This is a genomic window from Lysinibacillus sp. NPDC056959 (genome assembly GCF_042674095.1).
In the GTDB taxonomy this organism is placed as follows: Bacteria; Bacillota; Bacilli; order Bacillales_A; family Planococcaceae; genus Lysinibacillus; species Lysinibacillus zambalensis.
Window position 1 is genome coordinate 77,509 of record NZ_JBHURE010000010.1, and the last position, 26,007, is coordinate 103,515.

A 26,007-nucleotide genomic window follows, 5' to 3' on the forward strand; every position below is an offset into this window, starting at 1 on the left:
AAACATGCTCCTTTTCTATCAAGGTTTGTACAGCTTATGCTCGTCCGCTTCTATTATGCAAAAGATTATTTTCTTATTGTGCTGCAAGCCAAAGTACTGCAAACGCTGTTTTAGCGTCGTATATACGCTCATCTGCAACCATTTGCCCCGCCTCTTCCAACGAAACTTCTACTAATTCGACAAATTCATCCTCATCTAGATCTGCTTTGTTTTCAATTTTGTATAAATCTTTTGCTACAAATAGATGGATGATCTCATCTGCGAAGCCCGGGGATGTTGCAAACGCTTGTAAATACGTTAAGCTTTGTGCACCGTAACCTGTTTCTTCCTCCAGTTCACGTCGCGCCGTCACAATCGGCTCCTCACCAGGTTCAAGCTTACCAGCTGGAATTTCAACAATTGAACGTTCTAAAGCTTTGCGATATTGCTCCACTAATACTAACTTTCCTTCATCGGTAATAGCAATAACTGCCACTGCACCAGGATGCTTTATAATTTCTCTTTTTGCAACATTACCATTCGGTAAAGTGACATCGTCAACTTGTAGTTTCACAATTTTCCCGTCATAAATGGGTGTAGTCTTTGTCGTTTTTTCTTCAAACTTTTTCATTGACTATAACCTCGCTTGTTCTTCAGATATGTTCATTGTACCATTACAAGTAGAGAAATCGAAGGAGGGCATTGGTATGAAAAAAAGACAGCTTGGCTCAAGTGACTTGTTTATTTCAGAGATTAGTTTAGGGGGCATGTCTCTTTCGACAGATAAGATAAAGGCTTCTAAAATCGTCGATATGGCATTAGATGCAGGCATTAATTACATCGATACAGCCGATTTATATGATTTTGGGGCAAATGAAGAAATGATCGGCGCTATTTTAGGAAAGCGCCGTCAAGATGTTATAGTCGCGTCGAAAGTGGGTAATCGATGGACAGAAGGTGTAGAAGGTTGGCATTGGGATGCATCTCCGTCTTATATAAAGGAGGCTTTACATGCTAGCTTAAAACGTCTAGGTACTGATTATATTGATGTTTACCAATTACACGGCGGTACAATAGAGGACGATTGGGATGGAATTATCGACACTTTTGAAAATTTGAAAAAGGATGGATTAATTCGAGAATATGGTATTTCCTCTATTCGCCCAAATGTACTAAAGCGTTTTTTACCAGCAAGCTCTGCAAAAAGTGTCATGATGCAATATAGTGCTTTAGATCGTCGTCCAGAGGAATGGCTCGACTTTATCGCAAATGAAGGGGCTTCCGTTGTAACGCGTGGGACTGTTGCAAAGGGTTTACTAACGAATAGTTGGAAAGAACGTTTACAGCGTGTCAATGGCTTTAACACTTACACAGCGGACGAATTAACAGCAACATTAACAGGTTTAGCTTCACATTATGACGATTTACATGCACTAGCAATCGCCTTTAATCTAAAGGAATCTACTATCGCCTCAACAGTAATCGGTGCAAGCTCACAAGAACAGCTGGCGCAAACACTAGTTGCCTATGAAAAAATTGATTCGATAATAGATTTTAAAGCTATCAAAGAGCTAACGAAAGCCGAACAATATATGGATCACCGATGAAAAAATGGCTTATCTTAATCGTATTTTTAGTAGTACTTGCGATTTCCTCCAGTATGACCTATGAGCAACAGTCTATTATTCCTGAGTTGGAGCAGATATTAGTAAATAAGCCGTTTGAAAAGCAATTATCTGTTTTAAAAATTCCATATTGGGATACAGTTGTTTCCGTTGAAGAGCGTGGTTACTTTAAGTTTGTAGAATTTTTAATTCGGAAATTCACGCATTTTGCTGGATTCGGCTGCATCGCACTTGGCATTTACTTTGCATGGGGAAAACGTCGGTTCGCCGCAGGAGTCGCTATTGCCGGGACAGCTATTATTGCAATTCTTGATGAGCTACGTCAAAGCTTCACTCCCGGACGCACGATGAGCGGACAGGATGTTATTTTGGATACCGCTGGAGCAATTGTATTTGTTGGGATTGTAGTGCTGGTGAGGAAGATTTTTAAAAGACAAAGGGCGCGTTAAAAGCACCCTTTGTCTTTTAGTATTGTTATACGAATTTCCAGAAATATAATTCTTCAGATTCTGAATATAACGTTGCACCTGCTTTTTGTAATACTCTATGGGAGGCAATATTATTTTTATCAGTGTCAGCAATCACATACTTAACATTAGATTGACTAAGTAACCAATCTTTCATCAGCCTAACAGTTTCCGTCATGTATCCCTTTCCCTGATACTGTGGAAATGTATAATATCCGATTACGACTTCACCTTGCTCATTCGGTAGACCTTTTAACATAATGCCACCAACGATACAGTTTTTTTCTTTCGATACGATTACCCAATTCGTGTACCAAATATAATTTTCTTGATCTTCTAATACTTTTGATAGTCTAAACATCAAAGCTTGCCTTAGTTCTTCATCAAGAAAAACTTCATTACTACTCACTGATAATTCTATTTCCAATGTCTTTTCTTCATTAATTAGTAATTCTAAACACTTTGCGTTTAATGGGATTAGTCTTAATCTGTTCGTGCTTATTTCAATCATTTTTTCTCTCCTATCTTAGATTTATCTAAAACTATTAAGAGATATATGTATGGGCAGCGTCTCCCGTTTTTTATTTTTTTAATAAATTTTGATCTAATCACCATAGAGTAGGGTTGATTTCAACCTTTGGTGATTATTTCTAATTTTATCAATAAATCAATAATAGAGTATTAATAATTTATTTATAAAATTGAGCAAGGAAGATAATTATTCCGATAAAAACATAAATGATTCCGATAAATCTTAGAATCTTTCCGATAAAACATAAAATTGTTCCGATAAAACATAATAACAGTGAGTCCGCATGCAAGTACTCAATTGAACTCCACATTGTCTTGAAAGAAACTTTACGAAAGAGTGATTTGATTGTCGACGTTGTCACAACAGCATATAATAAGAAGTAAGAGAAGGGAGCAATTTAGATGAAACAAATCCAATTAAACTCTCCTGAATTTAATCGTGTACTTAAAAATTTACAATTCGAAAATTTATCACTAACTCCAACGCTTCAAAAAAAAGTACTTGAGATCGTTAATTCTGGTATACAAATTTCACCAACCATTAGTAAGGAAGTACTAAATAATGGAAAAGTACAATAAAAAACTTAATGATGACTTTCTTTTAAAAATAAATCTTCTAGACATTACCGATTACAAACGTCTTGAATTAGCAGAAGCATTTGTTTTTTTCACTAAGAGCCACACAACTTGAGCAAGGAACTTATAATATCAAGTCGTTCCACCTTCAAGACTTCAAAGATTTGCATGCTCATTTATTTCAAGATATTTATCCGTTCGCTGGACATTTTAGAGATGTTCAATTAATGAAAGGCTCTACTAGGTTTTGTTAATTTCAATTTATTAATTCCTATGCCAGCGAATTGTTTTATCAATTAAATAATGAACCTGCATGGATTACACTTAATCAAGCTGCGAAAAGATTGGCATTTTACAAATCCGAATTGAATATGTTACACCCTTTTCGAGAGGGAAACGGGCGAACTATTCGTATTTTTATACAAGCATATGCACTTTCTAAAGTTGTTAATTGGAACTTTACAAATATGGATAAAGAAATTTATTTAAACGCAATGATTCAATCTGTTATTAATACAGAACTATTAGAAAGGCAATTTTTTAATACTATAGTATTTATCTGATTAAAATCCGATAAAACATAAAAACAGTGAATCCGCATGCATTTGGATTCACTGTTTCTCTTTAGAATTTCGAGCCTTTATCGCCGTATTCGTTCAGTAGTTCTTCAAACGATTTGTTTTTTTCGCGTTGCTTGCGCTCAAAGGCTAGCTTTGCTTGACGCTCTTCTTCAGCGGCTTGTTCTTTCACTGTTAAATCTTGCTTTGCAACTTTTAATTTGGCTAGCACATCACCGCCTAGCTGATCGGCTAATGTCATTGCCTCCTGCTTTGGTAGACTAGCCGTTATGCTACTATCTACACGTTGCTGTTGTTTTCGTTTTTTTCCCATTGCATTTCACCTTCTTATTCACTTCAAGGGCGCTTGACAATTGTTGCCACACCTTGCCCACCACCGATACATAGTGTTGCGAGACCTGTTTTTGCATCACGCTTTTCCATCTCATGTAACAGCGTTACTAAAATACGTGCTCCACTTGCACCAATTGGATGACCAAGGGCAATTGCTCCCCCGTTCACATTTAGTTTATCATGATTAAAGCCTAATTCGCGATCTACAGCAATCGATTGAGATGCAAAAGCTTCATTCGCTTCAATTAAATCTATAGTATCTAATGTTACATCAGCCTTTGCTAATGCTTTCTTTACTGCCGTTACTGGGCCTGTTCCCATAATGGCTGGGTCAACACCTGCGCTTGCATTTGCTGTAATTAGTGCCATTGGTCGAATGCCTAGCGCTTCAGCTTTTTCTTTCGACATGACAACGACTGCCGCTGCGCCATCGTTAATGCCCGATGCATTTGCAGCTGTCACAGAACCATCCTTTTTAAAGGCAGGACGTAGTTTAGATAGAGACTCAGCTGTAACGCCTTGACGCGGGAATTCATCCTTATCAAAAACAATAGGATCTCCCTTGCGCTGAGGAATTTCAACCGCTATGATTTCATCGTTAAACTTTCCTGCTGTAATTGCCGCTTCTGCACGCTGTTGTGAACGTGCTGCAAAGGCGTCTTGTTCCTCACGAGAAATCTCATAGACATCACATAAATTTTCAGCTGTAACGCCCATATGATAGTCATTAAAGGCACACCATAAACCGTCATGAATCATCGTATCTACTACTTTTTGATCCCCCATGCGGAAGCCTTCTCGTGCATTTTTTAATATAAACGGTGCTTGGCTCATATTTTCAAAGCCACCTGCAACGACAATATCCGCATCCCCTGCTAAAATGGCTTGCGTCGCTAAGTGAACAGCTTTTAGTCCTGAGCCACATACTTTATTAATTGTTAATGCTGATACTTCATGTGGTAAACCTGCTGCAATTGCTGCTTGACGAGCTGGATTTTGTCCAAGTCCAGCTGATAAGACATTCCCCATAATGACCTCGTCAACTTGTTCACCCGCTACACCAGCACGTGCTAATGCTTCTTTAATCACTATGCTCCCTAATTTTGTCGCTGGTATGTCCTTTAATGTTCCTTGGAATGAACCGATAGCTGTACGTACTGCACTTACTATTACTACCTCATTTGTCATAAACATTCTCCCCTTTTCCCCGTTCAAAAATGAACACTGCATGCATATGCTACTAGCAGATATATCTATTTTAACAAATATTTTGACGATTTTCGATAATAGAAATAATCGCAGTTTTGCCAAAGATATTGTAAAATGTTGACGTGTTTTAAACAATCTCAGTTGGGAACATTACAATTAAACAATGTGCATGCATACGAAAGATGTCGTTTGTATGCCTAGACAACAAAAGAAACAGGACGTGGAGGTGTTAATAATGAAAAAGAAAATGCTTTTATTTTCAGGTATAACGACGACGCTTGCCGCAGCAGCAACAGGTCTGTTTGGCTTCGCGCTCTCCAATAAATTAATGTTCATTAAGCAAAAGGATCCTGAATTTGTTCGTGAACGTGAAACGACTGCAAAACGTTTTGACGAAGCTTGGTACAATAAAAATTTAAAATGTGAATTAAATATTGACTCTCCAAATGGCTATACGATTCGCGGTATTATGTTTCAGCCTTTGGAAACAAACAATACCATCATTATTTGCCATGGTGTAACGGAAAATAAAATTAACTCTGTCAAGTACGCTCGACTTTTTGAACGGCTTGGATACAATTCCGTTATTTTTGACCATCGTAGGCATGGGGAAACAGGTGGGAAAACGACTAGCTACGGCTATTATGAAAAAAATGACCTTGACGCAGTTGTCAAAACGGTCCAGGCAATGATTGGGGAAGATGCTATTCTTGGTATTCATGGTGAATCGATGGGTGCCGCAACTATGCTCTTATATGCAGGAACTGTAGAGGACGGTGCGGATTTCTATATTTCTGATTGTGCGTTCTCTGATTTTTCAATGCTGCTAAAACAAATTGCGAAAACAGAATTTAAATACGGTTCGATTATTCCTATTCGTTTTGCGGATTTCTTCGTCCGCTTGCGAGATGGTTATTCCTTTAAAAGCGTGACACCTTCTGAGGCTGTGACAAATATTAAAAAGCCAGTACTCTTTATCCACAGTATTCCTGACACATTTATTCCAGCTTCCATGTCACTGGATTTATACAATAAAAAAACTGGACCTAAGAAGCTACAGCTGTTTGATCATGGTGCTCATGCTCAATCCTTTAATGAAAATATGGCTGAATATGAGGATTTAATCCATGATTTTTTAGAAAACTTCATCTACCAAAAAATTAATCGTGATTCTTCTTCGTCCAATGTCATTCCATTTCATTTTTAGTTGTGTCAATAGGTTTCATTTTAAAGTATAGTTCTTCTGCAAAAAGTAGGGTTGATTTCCGTTCCGACTGGGCGCTTTGTTGCTGCCGCTTCGCTTTCGCACAGTTAAAACATTTGTTGCTGCCGCTTCGCTTTCGCACAGTTAAAACATTTGTTGCTGCCGCTTTGCTTTCGCTACAGAAAACATTTGTTGTTGCTGTCGCTACGCTTTCGCACAGTTAAAACATTTGTTGCTGTCGCTACGCTTTCGCACAGATAAAACATTTGTTGCTGCCGCTTCGCTTTCGCGCAGACAGAGCTTCCTGGGGGCGTCCGATGAGCCGCTTTGCTGCGCTCCAATCAACCAATTCACATAGCATGTCTCTTTAATTTATAGCGGTAGTACGAAACATCAATACTGTATCTGTGTGAAAGCAAAGCGGCACGATTCTCACAGACATCATGAAAAACCATGCAATAATGCACTACACCTCCAATTGTTAAATGGTCTAACAATTAGGGTGCAGTGCATTCATTTCACGCAAGGTTTTTTAATTTTTTTATTCTGCAAAAACGATATGCCATTCATCGCGTTTTGCTAAAAATTCTTTAGCTAACGCTTGTGCACCCTCTAGACTATGGCTAGCTGCCCAGCCGCATTGCACTTCATTGCACGCTGGAACTGCAGTGGCTTTTGTTACATCTGTAAATGTTTTTTCTAAAATATTCAATAAGTCTTCGTAATCATTGTGATTGATTAGTGATACATAAAAGCCCGTTTGGCATCCCATTGGACTGAAATCAACAATATGATCAGAGTAATTGCGGATAATGTCTGCCGATAAATGCTCTAAGGAATGTAATGCAGGCATTTGCATATGCTCTTTATTAGGCTGTTTAAAACGAATATCATATTTGTACACTTCATCGCCATTTTTTCCTGATTTAACACCTGCTAAACGTACATATGGCGCTTTTACTTTCGTATGGTCTAAATCAAAGCTTTCAACATTTGTTTTTTCTTTCTGCAATGCACACAACTCCTTTAAATAGAATATTTCCATTATAACGAGTTTTCCGATAGAATTATATGCTTTTTATAAATTATTTATATTATTCGTAAAAATCGATTTAATTCGAATATTCGACTTGTGGTAGATACCACTGAAAAAACTTAAAAAAGCAACTGGCCCAGGCTTGGACTAGTTGCTTTTTAAAAATTCCAATTATTTTTGGAATTTATTCATTTGTGACATCATTTGGCGTACTTGCTTTTCAGACGGCGTACGACCCATCTGCGCCATCATCATACGAATCATTTGCTCGTTAATCGGTGGGTTTTCTTTTAAATATTTCATCATAGCTTGACGAGCTAAAAAGAACCCAAGTGCTGCGCCCGCTGCTAATGCGATAATTACAATAATAATCCAGCCCCATGTAGGCATACAACCAACCTCCTCCACTACAATATATACCGAGAAAAAAACTCTCCACGCTCCATTATACACCAAATATTAGCGTGTTACTATATATTGTAGTGAATTTTCCTAATGCATTGTATACTTCATTGGCTTTAGCCACCCACACTCATTATCTTGTTTATTAAATGCAATAAAGCGTTCGCTCATCTTTGCAAGCATTTGGAATAGATCCAAATCAAGCATCCGTGAACCCTCACAATAGACACAAATTTTGCGTTCCACTAAATAAATAGCCATTTTTCCTTTTATAGGATGTTCTAAAAATAATGCATTACGAGCTCTCTCTAAATGTGCATACTTGGAATCTAGTTGCGCCTCTAGCATCGTAGCTATCTCATCGAAGCGAACGGTTTCACATATATATGCGAGTTCTTTTAAGGATTTCTCGTTAGCGTCTTCACAGCCTTGCATCATTTCTAACAACTTACGCTCTCTGCCGAAAATAAACGTTAAATGCTCTTCTTTTATTTTATATATGGAATAGGTTCTCACTAGAAATCCTCCTTCGCTCATTTCTTTTTCATAAGTATAGCTCATCCAAACTCTTTAATTTGTCAAAAGAAGGAGGCATTCATCTTCTATTTTTGTCGAAAACTTTCTACTTTCAGTTCTATTAATTACATTATGGCTAATTGCATTTCCGTTTTTTTTATAGTACTTAGAATACTCTCAGCCTCAAGACCTAGAGTAAAATCAATTTCCAGTCCGTTTTAGCAAAGCGCGCTAATAGGTAATATAAAGGTATCAACGAAAGGAGCTAGAACATATGAGAAAATTTTTTCTACTAATAGGAGGCTTTATCGCAGGATGTGTTGCACTCGCTTTAACTGGACCGCTTGCAGGGCTACTATTTTCAGGATTATTTGTAGCACTCGGTATGCACTTCTACACTGCGAGTAAATCGTCATTCGGCAAAATCTTATGGGTTACAGTAGGTCTGATAGGTGTTCTATCAGCAATATCTAATATCCCAGCAATGATTGGTTTAGCAGCAATCGCTGTCATCTACGTTATCTATAAAAAATGGAACAACGAAGATGTAAAAATCCCAACAATTGAAGCTAAAGAAGAAGATCCGTTTACTAACTTTGAAAAAGAATGGTCTAACTTAACAAAATAAAAGGAGCGAATTAACATGAACTTATTTCAACGTTTTAAATATACAATAGAGGCAGACTTGCATCATTTATTTGATAAGAAAGAACAAAAAAATCCAATTGCGATGTTAAACCAATACATTCGCGAAGCTGAAAAACAAACAGAGCAAACTGGAAAATTATTAGAACGTCAAGGTCAATTAAAGGAAAAACTAGAGCAGGAATTTAAGCAAAATGCAGATTTACTAGCTAAACGTGAAGCTCAACTTAAATTAGCGACTACTAGCGGTGAGCAAGATTTAATCGATTTTGCTACTGATGAAGTAGCTGCTTACACAGCACGTAACAATATATTACAAACTAGTATTGAAGCAAGCACACGTGAATACTTCGAACTTGAACGCAAATTTGAAACGATGAAACACAAAATTAAAGATATGAAAGTACGTCAATTGCAGCTTATGGGCAAAGAAAATGTCACACGCGCTCACCATCAAATGGACGGGATGATTGCTAAAAACAATAAAACCAATTTTGAAGATTTAGAATCATATATCGATAAGCTTGCTTACCGAATCGACAAAGATCATGAAGTAACATCTTTCGAAACTCGTCTTGCACAGCTTGAAAAAAATGTCGCAGAAGATAACGCACCACTGCTAATTGAAAATAAATAACATGTTATAATAAAAAGAAATGCGCCGTATTTAGAGGCGCATTCTTTCACGTTTTGAAATAGAGGGACCCATTCCCTCTCTTATACTCTTAGTAGAAAGAAGGGTGACCCTCTTGCAAAATTTCACAACTAATAAGCTCACTTTTTGGGTACTATGCTTCTTTTTACTCGTTTTTGTCGAGCTCACAATTTTTAATAACGGTGGCGCCTTTTGTCTATTGATTGGAGTAGGACTTCTATATTTAAGTTTCTCGAAAAAAAATCGTTTCTTTAAATGGACGGGAATTTTCTTTATTTCGATTGCACTCTTTACGATGTGGAGTTTACGCTTATTTATCGTCATTATTCTTTTATATATGCTCTATCAATACTTGCAAAGAGAAAACATGGCCAAAGTTGTTGGTGCGGAGCTTTTCGAAAAGCTTCCCGCTACAAAAAGTGAATTATTCGGTACATTACCGGCACCAGTAGAAGCTTATAAATGGCAAGATGTCCAAATACAACGACTTGCAGGCGACATTACGATTGATACAACACAAACAATTTTACCTACCGGCACAAGTATTATTACGATTCGACAAGGGATTGGTAAGGTACAAATTTATATCCCATATGAAATTCCATTCCGCTTACACTATACAACATTGTTTGGTGAATTAAAGTGCCGACATGTTGGTCCACAACGTATACTCAATGAAAGTGTAAGTTTCTCAGATGGAAACCCTGAGGATGCAAAGCGTACCCTTGTTGTACATGTTGCAACATGGCTTGGGGACTTGGAGGTGCTACGCAAATGATTGCCTTTATCTCAAGAATATTTACCCTACTTTTTATATTGATGAGTGCTGCATTCGGCCTCCTTGTCGTTGTTTGGGGCGAGCCAAACGAGAAGACATGGGAGCCCTTATGGCAACAGAATTATTATAATATTCCACTCGGTGGTTTTATTGTCGTTATTCTTTTTGCGCTTAGTTTAATGATTGCAAGCTGGATTAGTATGACTGCTCGTGCTAGAGAGGCTCAGGCAACCCGTATCGTGAAACAGTTAGTTGAACCGGATTTTGTCTTACCTAAAAAGCAACCTTTACCAAAACCCTTGAAGAAAGCTTTAGTTCAAACAAGTGAATTAATTGATACGCAACGAAAAAGCTTACAACGCTTATCGAATGAGCGTGCAGAAGCTAATGATAAAATTATTCAAGAACGTATTATTGCTGAACGTCAACGTCTTGCTCGCGAGCTCCATGATTCAGTATCACAGCAATTATTTGCAGCTTCGATGTTACTTTCCGCCTTAACCGAAACCGATGAAAATGCTACAAGCGTAAAGCAGGTCGAAAAAATCGTACAACAGGCACAGCTTGAAATGCGTGCATTATTATTACACTTACGTCCAGTAGCTCTGCATAATAAAACACTTGCACAAGGTCTCGAGGAACTTATTATTGAGCTGCAGCAAAAAGTATTCTTTCATATCGAATATGAGCTTGAAGAAATGTCATTATCCAAAGCGGAAGAGGATCATTTATTCCGTATTGCACAGGAAGCATTATCGAATACGCTACGTCATGCCAAAGCGAGCGAAGTTGAGTTATTGCTCGTTGCCCGCGACGATTTAGCCATTTTACGTATTCAGGACAATGGCCTCGGCTTTGATGTCGAAGCCGATAAATCTACTTCTTATGGTCTACAAAACATTGCTGAACGTGCGGTAGAGATAGGCTGTATGTACAAAATTGTTTCAGTGCCTGGGGAAGGTACAATTGTAGAGGTGAAAATCCCTTTACAAAAGGAGGTTGAAGTGAATGATTCAAGTGTTAATAGTGGATGACCATGAGATGGTGCGTATCGGTGTATCTGCCTATTTGTCAGCACAACCAGATATCACCGTTGTAGGTGAAGCTGAAAATGGCAAAGAGGCAGTGGAACGCGCTCTCGCCTTGCGTCCAGATATTATTTTAATGGACAATGTGATGCCCGTCATGACAGGAGCGGAGGCGACAGCTGAAATTTTAGCAGCATGGCCAGAAGCAAAAATTATGATGGTGACAAGTTTTTTAGATGATGACAAAGTCTATCCTGCATTAGAGGCTGGTGCAGTTAGCTATATTTTAAAAACGTCAAATGCGAAGCAAATCGCTGATGCCATCCGTAAAACAATAGGCGGCGAGACCGTATTAGAGCCAGAAGTAACATCAAAAATGATGCATCGCATGCGCCATGGCTCTAGTACCCCACTGTATGAGCAACTTACCGATCGTGAAATGGAAGTATTATTGCTTATGGCTAAAGGCAAAGCAAATCAGGAAATTGCCGATGACCTATACATTGCCTTAAAGACTGTGAAAACACATGTTAGCAATATTTTAGCGAAGCTGGATGTTCAAGATCGCACCCAAGCGGTAGTCTATGCTTTTCAAAATGGGCTAGCGAAGTGAGATTTTCCAAAAAATATGAAACTGCATTTCTACCAATGCAGTTTCGTATTTTTTACCCTAATCTATTAAAAATTTCTTGAAGCTCGTTTACACTGTTAACTATGTATGTTGCTTGTACATCCGATAATTCGTCAAGTGAGCCATAGCCATAAGTAACGCCAATCGAATCCATTTGATTTTCACGTGCCCCTACAATATCGTATTTACGATCTCCAATCATAATAAATTGATCGATATTGACTTCACCAAAATGTTCGCGTACGTATGCGATAACTTCTCCTTTAGCTGAGCGTGTACCATCTAAATTACTACCTGCGACAAGGTCAAAAAAATCTTCTAGATTGAAATATTGTAAAATTTTTTCTGCAAATACGGTTGGCTTAGATGTAGCGATCGCTAACTGATATCCCTCTTTCCGAAAATATTCTAATAATGAGGATATATTTTGATACAATTTATTCTCATACATGCCGATTTGGATAAATCGTTCACGGTAATAGGCAATCGCTTGCTGAATTTGAACATCATCCAATCCATATATTTCTCGAAATGATACTTGTAAAGGCGGCCCAATAAACGTTTCAAGTTTATTTAAGTTTTCTTCAACTATACCAATTTTTTGTAAAGCGTATTGGACAGATTTCGTTATCCCTACTTTAGGATCAGATAGTGTGCCGTCTAAATCAAATAAAACAATGCTATACTTTTTCATACCTAACTCTCCTTTTATTTTTATAGAATTGATTGATACACTGTTGAACCAAAATCATGAATATCCTTGATGTAATCAAAACCTTTAGGTGAACCAAAGCTATTAAATCCACGAACTGCCGCAATATTTTTATTTGGAATTACCAATATAGCAACACTTGTGTAACCAAGTAGTTGAAAGCTTCCTTGTGGCAATACTGGGCTTAACTCTGTATTCCCCGCTCTTTGTTGAGGCTGAACAAACCAGAAAAAACCATTAGTTGGTAGATTCTTTGGTTTAGAATTAGGAGATTGAATTGTCGTCATTAGCTGTATGATTTCTTCAGGTATCATTTGTTTCCCATTCATTCTCCCTTTATCAAGAAGCACTTGTCCCCACTTAGCCAGCTCTCTTAAAGAGCTATACATATTCATTTTGCTGCCATCACATACATCGCTTTTATACCAAAACGGACTATCATTATGTATTACTTCTACATGTTGTTCCCATTTTTCACTAAACCAATTTGTCTCAGTAAAAGACAATGTCTGAAATATTTGCTCATTTACAATTTCTGCAATAGTTTTTCCAGTGACCTTAAAAATAACTTTGGCAAGTAATTCTACATTGATATCTCGATATGCCCAGTTATATCCTGCTTTAAATTCTTTCATTACTTTTTCATTTTGTAGACGCAAACCGTGAGTATGTGTTAGAAGGTGTCTAATCGACACATCTGCAAAGACTTTTTCATCTTTTAAATAATCACTTAATTTATCATCTATTGAGGCAATATAGTTATGATAAATCGCATATGCTACAGCAAATCCTACATAAGTTTTGCGAACTGAAGCAAGATGAAAAAGAGTATGTGGACCTACCCTCATCGCGTCTTTTTGTCGCCCTTGTACACCAAAATATTCTTCTAGTACAGTTTGACCCTGTTTATAAATAATGACTCCGCCACCTGTACAATCTAATTCAGAAAAAGTTCCCTTTACTTGTGTAACTATATTTTGTAGCTTCATTTAAAAACACCCCTTTTGCGAACACCACTAAAATATTCTAAAACTCATACTATCATTGTATATTAAATGGAAAATAATACTATAAAAGTTTATGTCTCTTAATTGGAATCCTTTTAACGCAAAAAAATACCGCAACACTCAGTGGAGATTTAACCCTTACTGAGTATTGCGGTATTTAATAAATTATAGAGCTTTAACCTTCGCTACAACATTTTCTACTGTGAATCCGTATTTTTCCATTACTAATTCACCTGGTGCAGAAGCGCCAAACTTGTCAATTGCAAGAACGTCCCCTTCAAACCCAGTGTATTTATGCCAGCCGAATGATGCGCCCATTTCGATTGCTAAACGTTTTGTTACAGCTTTTGGAAGAACAGATTCTTTATAAGCTGCGTCTTGTTTTTCGAAGCGATCCATAGATGGCATTGAAACAACTGCCACATCCATGCCTTCAGCTTTTAGTGCTTTTTGTGCTTCAACTGCAAGTGAAACCTCAGAGCCTGTTGCAATTAAAATGGCATCTGCCACTTCTTTTGTAGCAGGAGATACTGTATAAGCACCTTTTGTAACACCTTCACGCACTGTATCAATAGATGCGTCAAGAACAGGTAAGTTTTGACGAGATAATACTAAAACAGTTGGTGTTTTTTCAGATGCTACTGCTAGCTCCCATGCAACTGCTGATTCATTTGCATCAGCTGGACGAACAACAGATAAATTAGGCATTGCACGTAAAGATGCAAGGTGTTCGATTGGTTCGTGTGTTGGACCATCTTCCCCTACAGCAATTGAGTCATGTGTAAATACATAAGTAACAGGAAGCCCCATTAATGCAGAAAGACGTACAGCTGGACGAACATAATCAGAGAATACGAAGAAAGTACCACCGAATACGTTTAGACCACCGTGAAGTGCCATACCGTTCATAGCAGCACCCATTGCAAATTCACGTACACCGAACCAAATATTACGGCCAGCATAATCATCTGCAGAGAAATCTCCAGCGTCTTTCATCGTAGTTTTGTTTGACCCAGCAAGGTCAGCTGAACCACCGAAGAATGATGGTGTTTTCTTCGCAATTGCATTGATTGCATCTCCAGAAGAAGAACGAGTTGCTACTGATTTACCTGCTTCATAAACTGGTAATTCTGAAGCGAAATCTTCCGGTAATTGACCATTCATTGCGTTTTCAAATTGCGTCGCTAATTCTGGGAACTCTTGCTTATATGCTTCAAACTTAGCATTCCAAGCTTCTTCAGGTTGTGCTCCTTGAACTTCAGTAGCTGCTGCAAATGTATCATAGGCTTCAGCAGGAATTTGGAATGGCTCGTGCGCCCATTCATAAGTAGCTTTTGTTAAAACGACCTCATCTTGACCAAGTGGTGCACCGTGAGAAGCAGCTTTACCTGATTTGTTTGGTGAACCAAAACCGATAACAGTTTTCACTTCGATAAGTGTTGGCTTGCCAGTTGATTTTTTAGCTTCTTCGATAGCTGCGTTAATTGCTTCAACATCTGTACCATCAGCAACTTTTAAATAGTTCCAGCCATAAGACTCAAAACGCTTTTGAACATTTTCCGAGAATGATTTTTCTAAATCACCATCTAAAGAAATATCGTTTGAATCGTATAAAACGATTAACTTTTCAAGTTTTAAGTGACCTGCTAAAGAGATAGCTTCAGCTGCTACACCTTCCATTAAATCGCCATCGCCACAAAGTGCAAATGTATAGTGATCAACGATGTCATGTCCAGGTTTATTGTAAGTAGCTGCTAAATGGCGCTCAGCCATTGCCATACCAACTGTCATAGCAATACCTTGACCTAGAGGACCTGTTGTTGCCTCTACCCCTACAGTATGACCATATTCAGGATGTCCTGGAGTTAATGAATCCCATTGACGGAAGTTTTGAATTTCTTCCATTGGTAAACCGTAGCCCCCAAGGTGAAGTAGGCTGTATAGAAGCATAGAGCCATGACCTGCAGAAAGTACAAAACGATCGCGGTTATACCATTTTGGATTAGCCGGATTATGGCGAAGTTGTTTTGTCCAAAGCGTATAAGCCATTGGCGCTGCCCCCATCGGTAAACCTGGGTGACCTGAGTTTGCTTTTTCAATTGCATCGATTGACAAAGTTCGGATAGCATTAATCGCTAGTTGATCCGCATGTTGAGTCATTATTTTGTGACATCCTTTCTCGTCCTATATATTGTTCTTATACAGTTTAGTCAACATTGCTTCAGAAAACAATATTTTTGTTATACTATTTATGTTTTATTACATACTTTATCTTTATTCAGTAGAAATATTTATTTTAAATTTAATATTTTCACAGCAGCGAAACCGTATAGGACTAACTGAATAAAGATAATGCCTCCGGCGGATGTCCGGATTTTGAAAGGAATTAATATAAGGTTGTTAGCCTAAAACCTTCGCGTCCTGCGAAAACGGCTAACTGACCTGGATCGTGCAGGCCTAAGCACATTTCAAAATCCAGACGCAATTACGCCGAGGCGTAATTGATTTAAATGTGACACATTAATTTAGAAATTTATTTTTTTTCGCTTGTTTAACTTTTTCTGGTGTTACATCATTTCCTTCAGCATCTACCACTTTTACGTTTTCAATTGTATCACGCATCGTTGCTCTAAATGTATCTAGGTATTCCTTACGAAGCGCTGTTCGTTCTTTAGCTTCTGCCTCTGTTAATGTACCATTTTTAGACTTAGCAGAAAGTTCATTGATTCGGTTAATTTTTTCTTTTGATAACATAATTACACACCTTTCAATACATATCTTAATGAATATGGTATGCAAAGTATAGCATGTATTCCCTGAAAATGCAGTAATACCAACCTTTCAAGTATCACTTTATTCTTTAAAGTGGTGCAATCTAAGTTTGCACTGTTAACTGATAATTTTCTGGGTGCTTTAAACATTCTACTATTTGAATACGTTTATCAATGGTTATTTTTCTCCCTTTAGTCATAGCTTTTTCATTCCTTTACCTAATTCTTTTAATTCACTATGACTAGAATACTTATGAATTCATTTTCGTAAAACACGTATATCAGAAATGGAGTAGTTTTGAACACACTCTTGTAAAGAATATTTTTCTATAGATAAGCTTTAACTGTAGTCTTTCAGGTACTTCTTCGATTTTTTTCCTTCCATTTAAAGACGATCTCGGCAACTTTATAAATTTGTTGTTGATATTTTATATTTTTTACATATCACGGATAGAAAAATACCCATGTTTTAGAATCATTAATTTCAACTCAGATGCTTACTTCGGACCATAAAAAAATACTCCCCTTAGATAACAGATTTATATTTTTTATCTGTCTACCTAATAGGGAGCATATCAATATCCAGTTCGCTAAATAATGGTAAGCATTGATTTCAATTTTGTTGAGATTAGGTGTATAAACTCTTTCACTTTAAATTGACTGGTTGTTGTTGTGTAACGCAATGAATCATACCACCATCTTTATAAAGCTCCCTTACATCAATACCGATTACTTTACGATCAGGGTATAGTTTTTGGATTATATCGTTTGCTATTTTGTCATTAGGGTCATTATAATTCGGAACTAACACAACTGTATTCCCAATATAATAATTTACGTATGACCCTTTATACTTCAAATTCTTTCCGTTATCTAAAACTACATTATTTTTACTGATTGGTAAATACACATACTGATATGGCTTATCGGAAGAATTCTTTGCACGCATTAATGTTTTAATATCCTTATTGGAGAGACCCCATTCTTCTAAATCATCTTTTTTCATTGTAATGATTGTAGATTTATCATGGAATTTCGCAAAACCATCAATATGAAAATCTGTAATATCTAGATTTGGTACACCATCTAACCAAATAAAGTTAGTAGCGCCAAGATTTTCTCTCACATGCTCCTCAATTTCTGATTCTGATAGTTTAGGGTTTCGATTTTTATTTATAACAGCACTACGTGTTGATAAAAAAGTACCATTACCATCCAGTTCAAATGCTCCTCCTTCGAGTACCACCCTGTTTAGATTTATTCGTTCTATACCTAACTCCTTACTAAGAACACTAGGTATTAAAGCATCTTTTTTATATGGTGTTTTCTTACCCCATCCATTAAACCCCCAATCCATGAGTTTCATATTGTTATCTTTATCGTATACAAAAATTGGTGCTGTATCTCTTGCCCATACATCGTCAGTAGGAACAATATAAAAATCGATTTTGTCCATATTTAGACCCTCATCATACAGAAGGTCATAAATATAATTCTTTTCATATTCATCATAAGCGATAATATGGACATTTTCTCCTTCGCTAAGGGCAGCCGTCATCTCAATCCAAATTGGTTCAATCTTTTCTACATAGCCTTTACCATATGTAAAGGAATGTGGCCATTGTATCCACGTACCTTCATGTTCGCTGCTTTCATCTGGCATTGTATACTTACCTACGTATTGTTTTTTCACGTATTCGCTTCCCTCTACTTTACTCGGATTACACCCTCCCATAATGAACCCAGCCGTTAATACAGCCCCTGTGCAAAATACAATAAATTTTTTCATAACCAAGATCTCCTTAAGTTTTTATAGTTTCCTCTTGGAAGTAGAATAAGGTTTGACATAGTGTGAAAGTCAAGCAATTATTGCATTTGCTTTTTGAAGACGGGAAAGCAGATTTGCGTCACATACTCCTCTTCAAGACAGTCACATTCTGAACCTTTTAAGTAGGTTTCATATGGTGGACCATCCATGCTGTAGCCGTTGCTTTCTGCCCACTCTTCAAGTGCCATGTGTGCGTATCCGATATAGTCATAACTTCCGAAATGCAAAGTAGTAGCAACAATATTTTGGGGAAGTTTTTTTATTTGCCATTCACTTGACATTGATATTTCTTCGTCATTTCTATGAACGATTGGTATCATTAGTTCAATATCACATTGTTCAGGGGTAAACTGTTCATCAAAAAAAATGGTTGAGGGTACACCGAGTAACTGAATATTTCTTTCTTTCGCGTTATCGTAAAGGGAATCAATATACCTGTCCATGTCATCAATATTAATCTGTAATCTTTGACTTACGACACTGATTTCGTTTCTTATTCCAAGCGATATATCATATGATCTTTTTACTCCATGTAATAAGTCCACTTTCTTTTCAATCAACCCTTGCATCTCCGTAATAATCTGTCTATTTCGACTCATTTCGTTTGATATTTCACCTATTTTAGTTTGTATCATGCCGATAAATATTGTACTGTCTGATGATTGGAGGATCGTTCTAATTTCGGTTAGAGAAAATCTAAATTCTTTTAGTTTCTTGATTCGTAATGCCGTGTCTAATTGACTCTGGTCATAATATCTGTAACCGTTTGTTGTATCTACAAGTACTGGTTTCAAAAGTTCTTCCTTATCGTAATGTCGTAACATGCGAGCACTCATTTTGCAAAGCTGTGAAAATCTGCTGATTGTGTACATACTTCTCCCTTACTTATTGTAATTATATTTTCCAGGTAAAATCGGTAGTAAAATGTCTGAAGCTTATGATATCAATAGCTTCTCGCAAAAAGCAAGAATGTGAAGTAAGAGCGTATTTCTTAAGACTTTGAAAAGTACTCGTATATCTAAAACTACAATACAGGTATTTCGGCATGCATATGCAAGCGGCGATAGCCAGACACGCTGTCATTTGACATTTCTACACATTCATTAAAATTAATTTTTACATATATACATAATCAATTTGTTCTTTTTTCGTTATCATCCCATTTTCCAGAAACTGCAGATAACATTAGCCATGGTTCAATAAACATATTAATTAAAATATGAGCTACGATTGGTGCAAAGGTACTTCGTGAAGCTACAATATAAAGCGTTGCGAGAAGACTTCCTAATATTGTGGTACTTATAATAGCAGGTAATGCAAACTTCCAATCCATTTTCAAAAGTAGCCACACACCGTGAGCAATACCAAAGAGTATCCCTGAAATTAGTATTTGTGTCACGTCTGAAAATCCAATAGTTAATAAGTATTCCATAAGTACATGTCTAAAAACAACTTCTTCTACTATCCCTGTTACAATTGCAGCCCATATTCCAATTACTTTAAGCCAAGAAATTGTAAATAAATGTGCTTTTACGAAAGGTAATGCAACAATTGTATAAGCAATGTATCCTGATATGATAAAAAGCGAAAAAACCCAAATAAAAACATTTGAAAATACTTCTGCCCTAAAGCCGATTCTATTTTCTGTAAAACCTTCTGGATTATTAAAATACCAAAAAATGATACTAGTTGTAAGCATCGTTGAAATACTTACTAAGATCCAACTAGTTTTATTTCTTTCACTTGAAGTAGTCAATTCATTCATAATAGCCCTAGCCTCCTAATCATGAACTAGCCGAATACTCATTTCTTCGAAAAATTCATGTTCTAATTTTGTTTAGACCTCTATTTCGTTAATGTACATCTTATCTGAACTCAATATAACGAACGAAATATTTGCCAACAATACGTTCGGAGTAACATGTTGTTATGATTGTCTAAGATGCCTTTTTTCAAAGCATGACCTGCATTCCCCTAAATGATGGATATGCTATAATTTTTTTCAAGAGGTGATCAAGCTGAAAATAGAGGTAAAAATAGATTCCGAGTATGAAGAGCCGCATGTAACAATTTGTACAGCAAAACTTACGCCTACGATACAAGCTGCTATTTCTTTATTGCAACAAGAGCAAGAGGAACAAATTTTAACAGGGATAGCAAATAATAAAACATATATCATTGATCCAAATTCAATAATTGTTATTCGAACGGAAGGAAGAGAATTAGCTTTATATGATGAAGCTGATAATCGTCTCATTTTAAATAAACCTTTATATGAATTAGAGAGACAATTAGGGAATAATTTTATTCGGATTTCTAAATCTGCAATTATTAATCTAGCAAAAGTTAAAAATATCGAAGCTTCATTTAATGGAACAATGGAAATTGAGCTAGTTCTAGGAATCAAAGAAATTATTTCTCGTAATTATCGAAAGCAATTTAAAAAGCGTTTGGGGGTTTAAGATATATGCATTTTTTAAAAAATGTAGCGTTTGGTGTAAGTATGGGGTGTACAGTTTTTGTTTTGATTAATCTTTTTGGTTCTTGGATTTTTGGAGATATTTTTTTGGAAGCTATTACGGCTGATTTTATATATCAGGCTCTAGGTTCAATTATTGTGGGACTAGCTTGTGTATTACCATCCGATATTTACCAAGTAGAACGTTTAACGTTTTTACTACAAACAGCTATCCATTTTGCAATTTCTATAGGTACTTTTATTGTTGTTGCGCTATCTTTAAGTTGGCTTCCAACATCATCTCTAGCAATAACTTTGTTAATGCTATTTATTAGTGTTTTGCTCTTTACTCTTATTTGGCTGTTATTTTATTTATATAACCAATCTGAAGTGAAAAAAATGAATAAAAAGATTGATGAGCTAATAAATAAAAATAATATCCTATAATTTTTTATTAAGAGAAGAAACTAATGTGAAATTTCATACAAGGGGGAAAATGAAATGTTTATCAAAACGAACAGACTATTAATAAGAGAATTCGAAGTTCAAGATTGGCAAGCTGTCTATGAATATACTTCAAATCCAACTGTGATGAAGTATATTCCAGAGGGCGTTTTTAATGAGGAGCAAGCAAAAAAGTTTGTTTCAGAAAATAGCGGTGAAAAAGCAAAACACTTCCCTATTATTTTACTAAGTGAAAATTTTGTTATTGGCCATATTGTTTTCCATCAATACTTTGGTGATCATACGTACGAAATTGGCTGGGTATTGAATCCGAGCTATTACAACAATGGATACGCCTCAGAAGCAGCAAAAGCTGTACTGGACTATGGATTTAAAGAAATGAAACTGCATAGAATTATTGCAACTTGCCAGCCGGAAAATATCCCATCCTATAAAGTGATGGAGAAAATCGGCATGAGACGCGAGGGTTATTTTAAAAAATGTATTCCAAATAAAGATGAGTGGTGGGTAACTAAACTGTTACGACGAATTTAAATAAAACTATACAAATCTGTATAGAAACATAGATTTATAACAGAATACCCTTCGTATCAAGCGATTGGTGCGAACTCCACGTTAATTGCTTTTAACTCCTAAAGCCTTGTGACCAAAGTGGAGCTGGAAACGGCAGACGTAACGGTGCGAAAGCAGAAAAAACAACAAGGATGGCATAAGCTGAAAAAAATCACTCAGTGTCCGTAAAGGATCATCGTGACAACGGAAAACGGTGGCGCTAAGTGCTTTGGCAATGGATGTTTAGCAGCGAAACTCCTAAATCTCTCATGAGACAAGGAAGACGTTCAACGACTATCTCCTTGAGGGAGAGTAAAACCGCAAGCGAATGGCGGAAGAAAAATGTGGCTCTTATCAGAGGATAAGATGAAGATATAGTCTGCGCTTATGTGAAAGCATAAGAGGTCTACTCGTGAGAGAAAGACTGCATGAAGGGTTGCGCCTTCGTGTGAACAAGAAAAATATATACAACTATAAAAATGTTAACAACCTCTCTAAATAGGGTAATAGATTTTATCCTAGTGAAAGAGAGGTGGTACGCATGGAATTAATGTCCATTGGGAAATTTGCTAAACAAAAGTTGGTCATTGGCTATTGTCGAGTCAGTACATCAAGTCAAGGTGAAAAACAATGATAATGGCGACAAAGATAAGACTAAAGCCAACTAAAGAACAAGAGGTTTTGTTTTGGAAGTCTGCGGGGACTGCGAGATGGGCTTATAATTATTTCTTGGCTGAAAGTGAACGTATTTATAATGACGAGAAGCGTACAGTCAAAGAGGGCGAAGTTCGTAAAAAAATCAATAACGAACTGAAACCAACAACGCATAAATGGCTTAAGGAAGTCGGGAGCAATGTGATGAAACAAGCGGTGAAAGATGCTGACATCGCTAGAAAGCGTTGGTTCGAAGGCTTGACTGAAAAGCCAAGGTTCAAAAGCAGACGAAGAAGTAAAGTTAGTTTTTATGTAAATTACGAAAGTTTAAAACGAACAAATGAAGGTTTTAGAGGTGAAAAGATTGGCAATGTGAAAACTTGCAATGCGCTTCCTAGGCTTAAAAAAGGTCATAAATATTCAAATCCACGCATTTCATTTGACGGACGAAATTGGTTCTTAAATCGGATATGAGCAAGAATTTGAACCATATGATTTGAAAGGCGAAAGTTTAGGAATTGATGTAGGTATTGAAAAATTGGCAGTTTGTTCTGATGGTGAGTTCAAAAAGAACATCAACAAAACCAAAGAAGTCAAACGATTAGAGCGAAAGTTGAAACGAGAACAACGACAACTAGCTCGGAAGCTTGAGGCCAACACGAAAGAGTATACTAAAAACCGAAAGCCAACCTATAAAATACCTTTAAAGAATATGAAAAATATTCAAAAACAAAACACTGCAATCCGTAATTTATATATGCGACTTAACGATATCCGAACAAATCATTTACATAAGTGTTCTAATGAGATTGTGAAAACCAAGCCATCTCGTATTGTAATGGAGCATTTACATGTAAAAGGGTTGATGAGAAATAAACATCTGGCGAAGGCGGTAGCTGGGCAAAAGCTATATGAATTCAAACGGCAAATTCAATACAAATGTCAAAAATACGGAATTGAATTTGTTGAAGCTGACAGGTGGTATCCATCATTCAAAACTTGTTCTAGTTGTGGACAAATCAAAATCGATTTGAGATTGAAAGACAGATTATTTATCTGCTCTTGCGGATTAAAGTTGGATAGAGATTTGAACGCAAGCATTACCTTAGCAAATTACTCGATCTAAGGAATTTAACTGAAGCTAAGCCTTAGATGTGTACGCAACGATACTGCGGAATTTAAGCCTTTGGAGAGTCATACTAAATGGCAGTAGCTTTTTGCGAAATCAGACTCGGAGAATAAGGAAGACACACATACGAAAGTCGGAAGATATAAGTTGTGTCACAGTAGAGATGGCTACATTTTTTAAGAAATGTATATATTTTTCGTATCGGATGAATACTACTATGCTGTCTTAGATGAGGAATGGGTATAAGATATTTTCGTTATTCTGATAAGTCGAGTTCTAAATCTTCGTTTTAAAATAGATGGGAGAACTATATGAAAAAGACCGCTATATTATTGTATCCCCAATTTAGTGAATATGAATTGAGTGTAGCATTATCTATATTAATGCAAGGAGATAAACCCATTGTTACTGTTGGGTTAAACACTGAAAAAATCAAAGGGGAATCTGGGTTATCTTGTATAGCCGATACACAAATAAGTGAAGTTAATCTTGACGAAATTGATAGCTTGTTGCTACCTGGATGTATGGATATAGCTTCCCTAATAAATGAGCAAGAATTAATTGATTTTATTGGTAATGCGAATGCCAAAGGAGCAACAATTGCAAGTATCTCTAGTTCTCCATCTCTTTTAGCGAAAGCCGGAGTATTAAAAAACAGAAAGTATACTGTTGGATTGCCGCTAGAAGTTATAAGAAAATTAGACTTCTTCGATCTTAATCATTTCTCTGAAGACCTAGTTGTCCAAGATGGAAACATCATAACTGCAAGAGGTAGAGGTTTTATACAATTTGGTATTACTGTGGGTAAAGCCCTACATCTCTCTTTTGATGAAAATTGGTACCGAGAATAACGAAATAGCTCTAATTGATATGAAAGATTACTACAGTAAAAGATGGCAAGTTGCTTTTCAAACATTATAGAGAATATTGAGCAAGAGAGGTAGAAATGGCTACTTCTCTTATTTTATTTCCAAAATGTCCAATCTATCCACCACTTTGGCGTTTCTATCCACGTTTTTCACTGTTCTATCCGTCACTTTGCCGATTCTATCCACCATTTTCACTGTTCTATCCGTCACTACTCGTTCCTTCACCTTCATATAAAGCCTTTAAAAAGAAAAAAATCAGTAGGAAAACTCCCACTGATTAAAACGTTACTTTATTTCGTTTCCCTCTAAATGTTCCCGATATCTCCTATGGACAGTGGCTTTGCTTACGTCAAAGCCTAGCCCCCTAAGAGTCATAGCTATTTCCTCAAATGTGAAGCCTCGATTGCGGAGTTTAACGATCTCTTCTATAGGGACATCTTTACGTTCCTGGCCGTTTGGGTTTCCTCGGTTAGATAAATTATTTTCAGGGCGGTAGCCATTTTCAACTGCCCGACGCATGCCACGACGTATTTTAGCATTGTGGATTCTACGCTGGTACTCCTCTACAATTGCTAAAATTTCTAGGAGCATCGTATCCATTTCATTTAATTGTACAGGTCCCGCGTCTCGCATAGAGAAAACATTAGTTTCAGTTTTCTGCAATAAATGCAAAACGGCCATTCGAGCATTTCCACGTCCTAAACGTGTTTCATCCTGCACAAATAATGCTGTTACTTCTTTTTCTTTTATGAAATCGAGCATTTCTAGTAATCCTTCTCGTTCCACATCATAACCGCTATGCTTATCCTTAAAAACAAGTTTCACTTCGTAGCCCTGTTCTTTAGCATAGCGTACTAACTCCTCCTCCTGTCGCTCTAATGAGGAGCTTTGTGTCTCTTTTTCTGTACTCACACGGCAATAGACAACAGCCGATTGTTGTTTTGTTATCATTTTACATTTCTCGCAATTTCAATTGAATTTATAGAATTGGGTTGGTCGTCACCCACTACTGGAATCACTAGAGAATTACCTGCAATAATTCGTACGTTCGATAATTCATTTTCGGCCTTAACAAGCTTAATCCATTCATCCGATTTCATTTTACCACGGTATTGTTCGGCTAACGACCATAAACTATCACCATGTTCGACTTCAATTTCTGCGTATGTGACATCCCCTGGATCTGTTATAAAAAGATATGCTGTAAATAGTAGACAAGCTCCTAATAAAGTTGTAATATGTGGATTTTTTTTTAACCAGTTCATGTGAATAACCCCTTTTCAAGAATGTTCGTTCGGAATATATGTTCTTATAATAATGCGAACAAACGTTTTTGTCAAACACTTTTCGAACCTATGTTTGCTTAAGT

General features: G+C 36.7%; 30 protein-coding genes and 1 pseudogene. 15 read left to right on the forward strand and 16 right to left on the reverse strand.

Going from position 1 to position 26,007, the window contains the following annotated elements; genetic code table 11:
* Positions 1–73: 73 nt before the first annotated feature.
* Positions 74–610 (reverse strand): NUDIX domain-containing protein, encoded by a 537-nt coding sequence (locus tag ACFTQ7_RS13590; RefSeq protein WP_386829347.1) that lies wholly within the window; start codon positions 608–610, stop codon positions 74–76.
* A 76-nt stretch (positions 611–686) separates the two neighbouring features.
* Here ACFTQ7_RS13590 and ACFTQ7_RS13595 point away from each other — a divergent pair, with 76 nt between their 5' ends.
* Both ACFTQ7_RS13595 and ACFTQ7_RS13600 read left to right on the forward strand, forming a co-directional pair.
* Entirely contained in the window at positions 687–1,586 is a 900-nt protein-coding gene (locus ACFTQ7_RS13595; protein WP_386829348.1) for an aldo/keto reductase, read from the forward strand.
* Positions 1,583–2,053, forward strand: a complete 471-nt coding sequence (locus ACFTQ7_RS13600; protein WP_386829349.1) for a VanZ family protein — start codon at positions 1,583–1,585, stop codon at positions 2,051–2,053. Before ACFTQ7_RS13595 ends, ACFTQ7_RS13600 begins: the two co-directional genes overlap by 4 nt.
* Positions 2,054–2,078: 25 nt before the next feature.
* Here ACFTQ7_RS13600 and ACFTQ7_RS13605 read toward each other — a convergent pair whose 3' ends face one another.
* Positions 2,079–2,582 (reverse strand): GNAT family N-acetyltransferase, encoded by a 504-nt coding sequence (locus ACFTQ7_RS13605; protein WP_386829351.1) that lies wholly within the window; start codon positions 2,580–2,582, stop codon positions 2,079–2,081.
* A gap of 422 nt (positions 2,583–3,004) precedes the next feature.
* Here ACFTQ7_RS13605 and ACFTQ7_RS13610 point away from each other — a divergent pair, with 422 nt between their 5' ends.
* Together ACFTQ7_RS13610 and ACFTQ7_RS13615 are read left to right on the forward strand one after the other, a co-directional pair.
* Complete coding sequence (locus ACFTQ7_RS13610; RefSeq protein WP_386829353.1) at positions 3,005–3,181, forward strand: Zn-dependent hydrolase; 177 nt, start codon at positions 3,005–3,007, stop codon at positions 3,179–3,181.
* A gap of 281 nt (positions 3,182–3,462) precedes the next feature.
* Entirely contained in the window at positions 3,463–3,741 is a 279-nt protein-coding gene (locus ACFTQ7_RS13615; RefSeq protein ID WP_386829355.1) for a Fic family protein, read from the forward strand.
* Between the two features lie 61 nt (positions 3,742–3,802).
* Here the strand turns inward: ACFTQ7_RS13615 and ACFTQ7_RS13620 are convergent, their stop codons facing one another.
* Positions 3,803–4,069 carry a YqkE family protein gene (locus ACFTQ7_RS13620; RefSeq protein WP_386829357.1) on the reverse strand — a complete coding sequence of 89 codons (267 nt, stop codon included), beginning with the start codon at positions 4,067–4,069 and terminating at the stop codon, positions 3,803–3,805.
* 23 nt (positions 4,070–4,092) lie between these two features.
* On the reverse strand, positions 4,093–5,277 hold the full coding sequence (locus tag ACFTQ7_RS13625) for an acetyl-CoA C-acetyltransferase (protein ID WP_386829358.1): 1,185 nt from the start codon (positions 5,275–5,277) through the stop codon (positions 4,093–4,095).
* Between the two features lie 256 nt (positions 5,278–5,533).
* Here ACFTQ7_RS13625 and ACFTQ7_RS13630 point away from each other — a divergent pair, with 256 nt between their 5' ends.
* A complete protein-coding gene (locus ACFTQ7_RS13630; protein ID WP_386829360.1) occupies positions 5,534–6,505 on the forward strand; it encodes an alpha/beta hydrolase in 972 nt (323 codons plus the stop codon).
* 538 nt (positions 6,506–7,043) lie between these two features.
* Here ACFTQ7_RS13630 and ACFTQ7_RS13635 read toward each other — a convergent pair.
* From ACFTQ7_RS13635 to sirA, 3 genes are all read right to left on the reverse strand, one after another.
* Positions 7,044–7,547: an S-ribosylhomocysteine lyase gene (locus tag ACFTQ7_RS13635; protein ID WP_386829361.1), complete on the reverse strand. Its 504-nt coding sequence runs from the start codon at positions 7,545–7,547 to the stop codon at positions 7,044–7,046.
* A gap of 162 nt (positions 7,548–7,709) precedes the next feature.
* Positions 7,710–7,928 (reverse strand): YneF family protein, encoded by a 219-nt coding sequence (locus tag ACFTQ7_RS13640; protein ID WP_049668607.1) that lies wholly within the window; start codon positions 7,926–7,928, stop codon positions 7,710–7,712.
* Between the two features lie 102 nt (positions 7,929–8,030).
* The gene (gene sirA / locus ACFTQ7_RS13645; RefSeq protein ID WP_053483154.1) at positions 8,031–8,456 is read right to left on the reverse strand and encodes a sporulation inhibitor of replication protein SirA; all 426 of its coding nucleotides are present in this window, start codon (positions 8,454–8,456) and stop codon (positions 8,031–8,033) included.
* Between the two features lie 274 nt (positions 8,457–8,730).
* On the opposite strand from sirA, the gene ACFTQ7_RS13650 reads away from it, so the two are divergent.
* From ACFTQ7_RS13650 to ACFTQ7_RS13670, 5 genes are all read left to right on the forward strand, one after another.
* The gene (locus tag ACFTQ7_RS13650) at positions 8,731–9,084 is read left to right on the forward strand and encodes a lmo0954 family membrane protein (protein ID WP_349659625.1); all 354 of its coding nucleotides are present in this window, start codon (positions 8,731–8,733) and stop codon (positions 9,082–9,084) included.
* Between the two features lie 15 nt (positions 9,085–9,099).
* Entirely contained in the window at positions 9,100–9,738 is a 639-nt protein-coding gene (locus ACFTQ7_RS13655) for a PspA/IM30 family protein (protein ID WP_386829364.1), read from the forward strand.
* A gap of 103 nt (positions 9,739–9,841) precedes the next feature.
* Positions 9,842–10,534, forward strand: coding sequence for a cell wall-active antibiotics response protein LiaF (gene liaF, locus ACFTQ7_RS13660; protein WP_386829366.1), 693 nt, complete (start codon positions 9,842–9,844; stop codon positions 10,532–10,534).
* Positions 10,531–11,568: a sensor histidine kinase gene (locus ACFTQ7_RS13665; protein WP_386829368.1), complete on the forward strand. Its 1,038-nt coding sequence runs from the start codon at positions 10,531–10,533 to the stop codon at positions 11,566–11,568. Before liaF ends, ACFTQ7_RS13665 begins: the two co-directional genes overlap by 4 nt.
* Complete coding sequence (locus ACFTQ7_RS13670) at positions 11,543–12,175, forward strand: response regulator (RefSeq protein WP_386829370.1); 633 nt, start codon at positions 11,543–11,545, stop codon at positions 12,173–12,175. The genes ACFTQ7_RS13665 and ACFTQ7_RS13670 overlap by 26 nt, the downstream gene beginning before the upstream one ends.
* Before the next feature lie 52 nt (positions 12,176–12,227).
* On the opposite strand, the gene ACFTQ7_RS13675 is transcribed toward ACFTQ7_RS13670, so the two are convergent.
* From ACFTQ7_RS13675 to ACFTQ7_RS13705, 7 genes are all read right to left on the reverse strand, one after another.
* Entirely contained in the window at positions 12,228–12,887 is a 660-nt protein-coding gene (locus ACFTQ7_RS13675; RefSeq protein ID WP_386829372.1) for an HAD family hydrolase, read from the reverse strand.
* Positions 12,888–12,907: 20 nt separating this feature from the next.
* Positions 12,908–13,894 carry a serine hydrolase domain-containing protein gene (locus tag ACFTQ7_RS13680; RefSeq protein WP_386829374.1) on the reverse strand — a complete coding sequence of 329 codons (987 nt, stop codon included), beginning with the start codon at positions 13,892–13,894 and terminating at the stop codon, positions 12,908–12,910.
* A 183-nt stretch (positions 13,895–14,077) separates the two neighbouring features.
* Positions 14,078–16,072, reverse strand: a complete 1,995-nt coding sequence (gene tkt / locus ACFTQ7_RS13685) for a transketolase (RefSeq protein WP_386829376.1) — start codon at positions 16,070–16,072, stop codon at positions 14,078–14,080.
* A 360-nt stretch (positions 16,073–16,432) separates the two neighbouring features.
* The gene (locus ACFTQ7_RS13690) at positions 16,433–16,666 is read right to left on the reverse strand and encodes a DUF896 domain-containing protein (RefSeq protein WP_079560654.1); all 234 of its coding nucleotides are present in this window, start codon (positions 16,664–16,666) and stop codon (positions 16,433–16,435) included.
* A gap of 663 nt (positions 16,667–17,329) precedes the next feature.
* Entirely contained in the window at positions 17,330–18,472 is a 1,143-nt protein-coding gene (locus ACFTQ7_RS13695) for an agmatine deiminase family protein (protein WP_386829378.1), read from the reverse strand.
* A gap of 77 nt (positions 18,473–18,549) precedes the next feature.
* Positions 18,550–19,383: a MerR family transcriptional regulator gene (locus tag ACFTQ7_RS13700; protein ID WP_386829380.1), complete on the reverse strand. Its 834-nt coding sequence runs from the start codon at positions 19,381–19,383 to the stop codon at positions 18,550–18,552.
* A 260-nt stretch (positions 19,384–19,643) separates the two neighbouring features.
* Positions 19,644–20,276 (reverse strand): CPBP family intramembrane glutamic endopeptidase, encoded by a 633-nt coding sequence (locus ACFTQ7_RS13705; RefSeq protein ID WP_386829381.1) that lies wholly within the window; start codon positions 20,274–20,276, stop codon positions 19,644–19,646.
* Positions 20,277–20,520: 244 nt separating this feature from the next.
* Between ACFTQ7_RS13705 and ACFTQ7_RS13710 the strand changes: the two genes are divergently transcribed.
* The 5 genes and pseudogenes from ACFTQ7_RS13710 to ACFTQ7_RS13730 all read left to right on the forward strand — a co-directional run bounded on the left by ACFTQ7_RS13710 (position 20,521) and on the right by ACFTQ7_RS13730 (position 24,620).
* Positions 20,521–20,973 carry a LytTR family DNA-binding domain-containing protein gene (locus ACFTQ7_RS13710; RefSeq protein ID WP_386829383.1) on the forward strand — a complete coding sequence of 151 codons (453 nt, stop codon included), beginning with the start codon at positions 20,521–20,523 and terminating at the stop codon, positions 20,971–20,973.
* A 5-nt stretch (positions 20,974–20,978) separates the two neighbouring features.
* Entirely contained in the window at positions 20,979–21,416 is a 438-nt protein-coding gene (locus tag ACFTQ7_RS13715) for a DUF3021 domain-containing protein (protein ID WP_386829385.1), read from the forward strand.
* A 54-nt stretch (positions 21,417–21,470) separates the two neighbouring features.
* A complete protein-coding gene (locus ACFTQ7_RS13720) occupies positions 21,471–21,968 on the forward strand; it encodes a GNAT family N-acetyltransferase (protein WP_386829386.1) in 498 nt (165 codons plus the stop codon).
* 648 nt (positions 21,969–22,616) lie between these two features.
* A pseudogene (locus tag ACFTQ7_RS13725) lies at positions 22,617–23,766 on the forward strand (RNA-guided endonuclease InsQ/TnpB family protein).
* Between the two features lie 314 nt (positions 23,767–24,080).
* Entirely contained in the window at positions 24,081–24,620 is a 540-nt protein-coding gene (locus ACFTQ7_RS13730) for a DJ-1/PfpI family protein (RefSeq protein ID WP_386829388.1), read from the forward strand.
* Positions 24,621–24,923: 303 nt separating this feature from the next.
* Here ACFTQ7_RS13730 and ACFTQ7_RS13735 read toward each other — a convergent pair whose 3' ends face one another.
* Positions 24,924–25,589, reverse strand: a complete 666-nt coding sequence (locus tag ACFTQ7_RS13735) for a YneB family resolvase-like protein (protein WP_386829390.1) — start codon at positions 25,587–25,589, stop codon at positions 24,924–24,926.
* Positions 25,586–25,903 carry a cell division suppressor protein YneA gene (gene yneA / locus ACFTQ7_RS13740; RefSeq protein WP_386829392.1) on the reverse strand — a complete coding sequence of 106 codons (318 nt, stop codon included), beginning with the start codon at positions 25,901–25,903 and terminating at the stop codon, positions 25,586–25,588. The genes ACFTQ7_RS13735 and yneA overlap by 4 nt, the downstream gene beginning before the upstream one ends.
* Positions 25,904–26,007: the final 104 nt, after the last annotated feature.

Excerpts from the sequence above, each read along its gene's own strand:
- ACFTQ7_RS13600 (WP_386829349.1), top strand. The coding sequence starts at position 1,583 with ATGAAAAAATGGCTTATCTTAATCGTATTTTTAGTAGTACTTGCGATT.
- ACFTQ7_RS13700 (WP_386829380.1), bottom strand. The coding sequence starts at position 19,383 with ATGTACACAATCAGCAGATTTTCACAGCTTTGCAAAATGAGTGCTCGC.
- ACFTQ7_RS13720 (WP_386829386.1), top strand. The coding sequence starts at position 21,471 with ATGTTTATCAAAACGAACAGACTATTAATAAGAGAATTCGAAGTTCAA.
- ACFTQ7_RS13715 (WP_386829385.1), top strand. The coding sequence starts at position 20,979 with ATGCATTTTTTAAAAAATGTAGCGTTTGGTGTAAGTATGGGGTGTACA.
- ACFTQ7_RS13655 (WP_386829364.1), top strand. The coding sequence starts at position 9,100 with ATGAACTTATTTCAACGTTTTAAATATACAATAGAGGCAGACTTGCAT.
- ACFTQ7_RS13670 (WP_386829370.1), top strand. The coding sequence starts at position 11,543 with ATGATTCAAGTGTTAATAGTGGATGACCATGAGATGGTGCGTATCGGT.
- ACFTQ7_RS13590 (WP_386829347.1), bottom strand. The coding sequence starts at position 610 with ATGAAAAAGTTTGAAGAAAAAACGACAAAGACTACACCCATTTATGAC.
- ACFTQ7_RS13665 (WP_386829368.1), top strand. The coding sequence starts at position 10,531 with ATGATTGCCTTTATCTCAAGAATATTTACCCTACTTTTTATATTGATG.
- ACFTQ7_RS13605 (WP_386829351.1), bottom strand. The coding sequence starts at position 2,582 with ATGATTGAAATAAGCACGAACAGATTAAGACTAATCCCATTAAACGCA.
- ACFTQ7_RS13625 (WP_386829358.1), bottom strand. The coding sequence starts at position 5,277 with ATGACAAATGAGGTAGTAATAGTAAGTGCAGTACGTACAGCTATCGGT.
- ACFTQ7_RS13680 (WP_386829374.1), bottom strand. The coding sequence starts at position 13,894 with ATGAAGCTACAAAATATAGTTACACAAGTAAAGGGAACTTTTTCTGAA.
- ACFTQ7_RS13620 (WP_386829357.1), bottom strand. The coding sequence starts at position 4,069 with ATGGGAAAAAAACGAAAACAACAGCAACGTGTAGATAGTAGCATAACG.
- ACFTQ7_RS13735 (WP_386829390.1), bottom strand. The coding sequence starts at position 25,589 with ATGATAACAAAACAACAATCGGCTGTTGTCTATTGCCGTGTGAGTACA.
- ACFTQ7_RS13650 (WP_349659625.1), top strand. The coding sequence starts at position 8,731 with ATGAGAAAATTTTTTCTACTAATAGGAGGCTTTATCGCAGGATGTGTT.
- ACFTQ7_RS13695 (WP_386829378.1), bottom strand. The coding sequence starts at position 18,472 with ATGAAAAAATTTATTGTATTTTGCACAGGGGCTGTATTAACGGCTGGG.
- ACFTQ7_RS13690 (WP_079560654.1), bottom strand. The coding sequence starts at position 16,666 with ATGTTATCAAAAGAAAAAATTAACCGAATCAATGAACTTTCTGCTAAG.
- ACFTQ7_RS13675 (WP_386829372.1), bottom strand. The coding sequence starts at position 12,887 with ATGAAAAAGTATAGCATTGTTTTATTTGATTTAGACGGCACACTATCT.
- ACFTQ7_RS13635 (WP_386829361.1), bottom strand. The coding sequence starts at position 7,547 with ATGGAAATATTCTATTTAAAGGAGTTGTGTGCATTGCAGAAAGAAAAA.
- ACFTQ7_RS13705 (WP_386829381.1), bottom strand. The coding sequence starts at position 20,276 with ATGAATGAATTGACTACTTCAAGTGAAAGAAATAAAACTAGTTGGATC.
- ACFTQ7_RS13640 (WP_049668607.1), bottom strand. The coding sequence starts at position 7,928 with ATGCCTACATGGGGCTGGATTATTATTGTAATTATCGCATTAGCAGCG.
- yneA (WP_386829392.1), bottom strand. The coding sequence starts at position 25,903 with ATGAACTGGTTAAAAAAAAATCCACATATTACAACTTTATTAGGAGCT.
- ACFTQ7_RS13630 (WP_386829360.1), top strand. The coding sequence starts at position 5,534 with ATGAAAAAGAAAATGCTTTTATTTTCAGGTATAACGACGACGCTTGCC.
- ACFTQ7_RS13595 (WP_386829348.1), top strand. The coding sequence starts at position 687 with ATGAAAAAAAGACAGCTTGGCTCAAGTGACTTGTTTATTTCAGAGATT.
- ACFTQ7_RS13730 (WP_386829388.1), top strand. The coding sequence starts at position 24,081 with ATGAAAAAGACCGCTATATTATTGTATCCCCAATTTAGTGAATATGAA.
- tkt (WP_386829376.1), bottom strand. The coding sequence starts at position 16,072 with ATGACTCAACATGCGGATCAACTAGCGATTAATGCTATCCGAACTTTG.
- ACFTQ7_RS13610 (WP_386829353.1), top strand. The coding sequence starts at position 3,005 with ATGAAACAAATCCAATTAAACTCTCCTGAATTTAATCGTGTACTTAAA.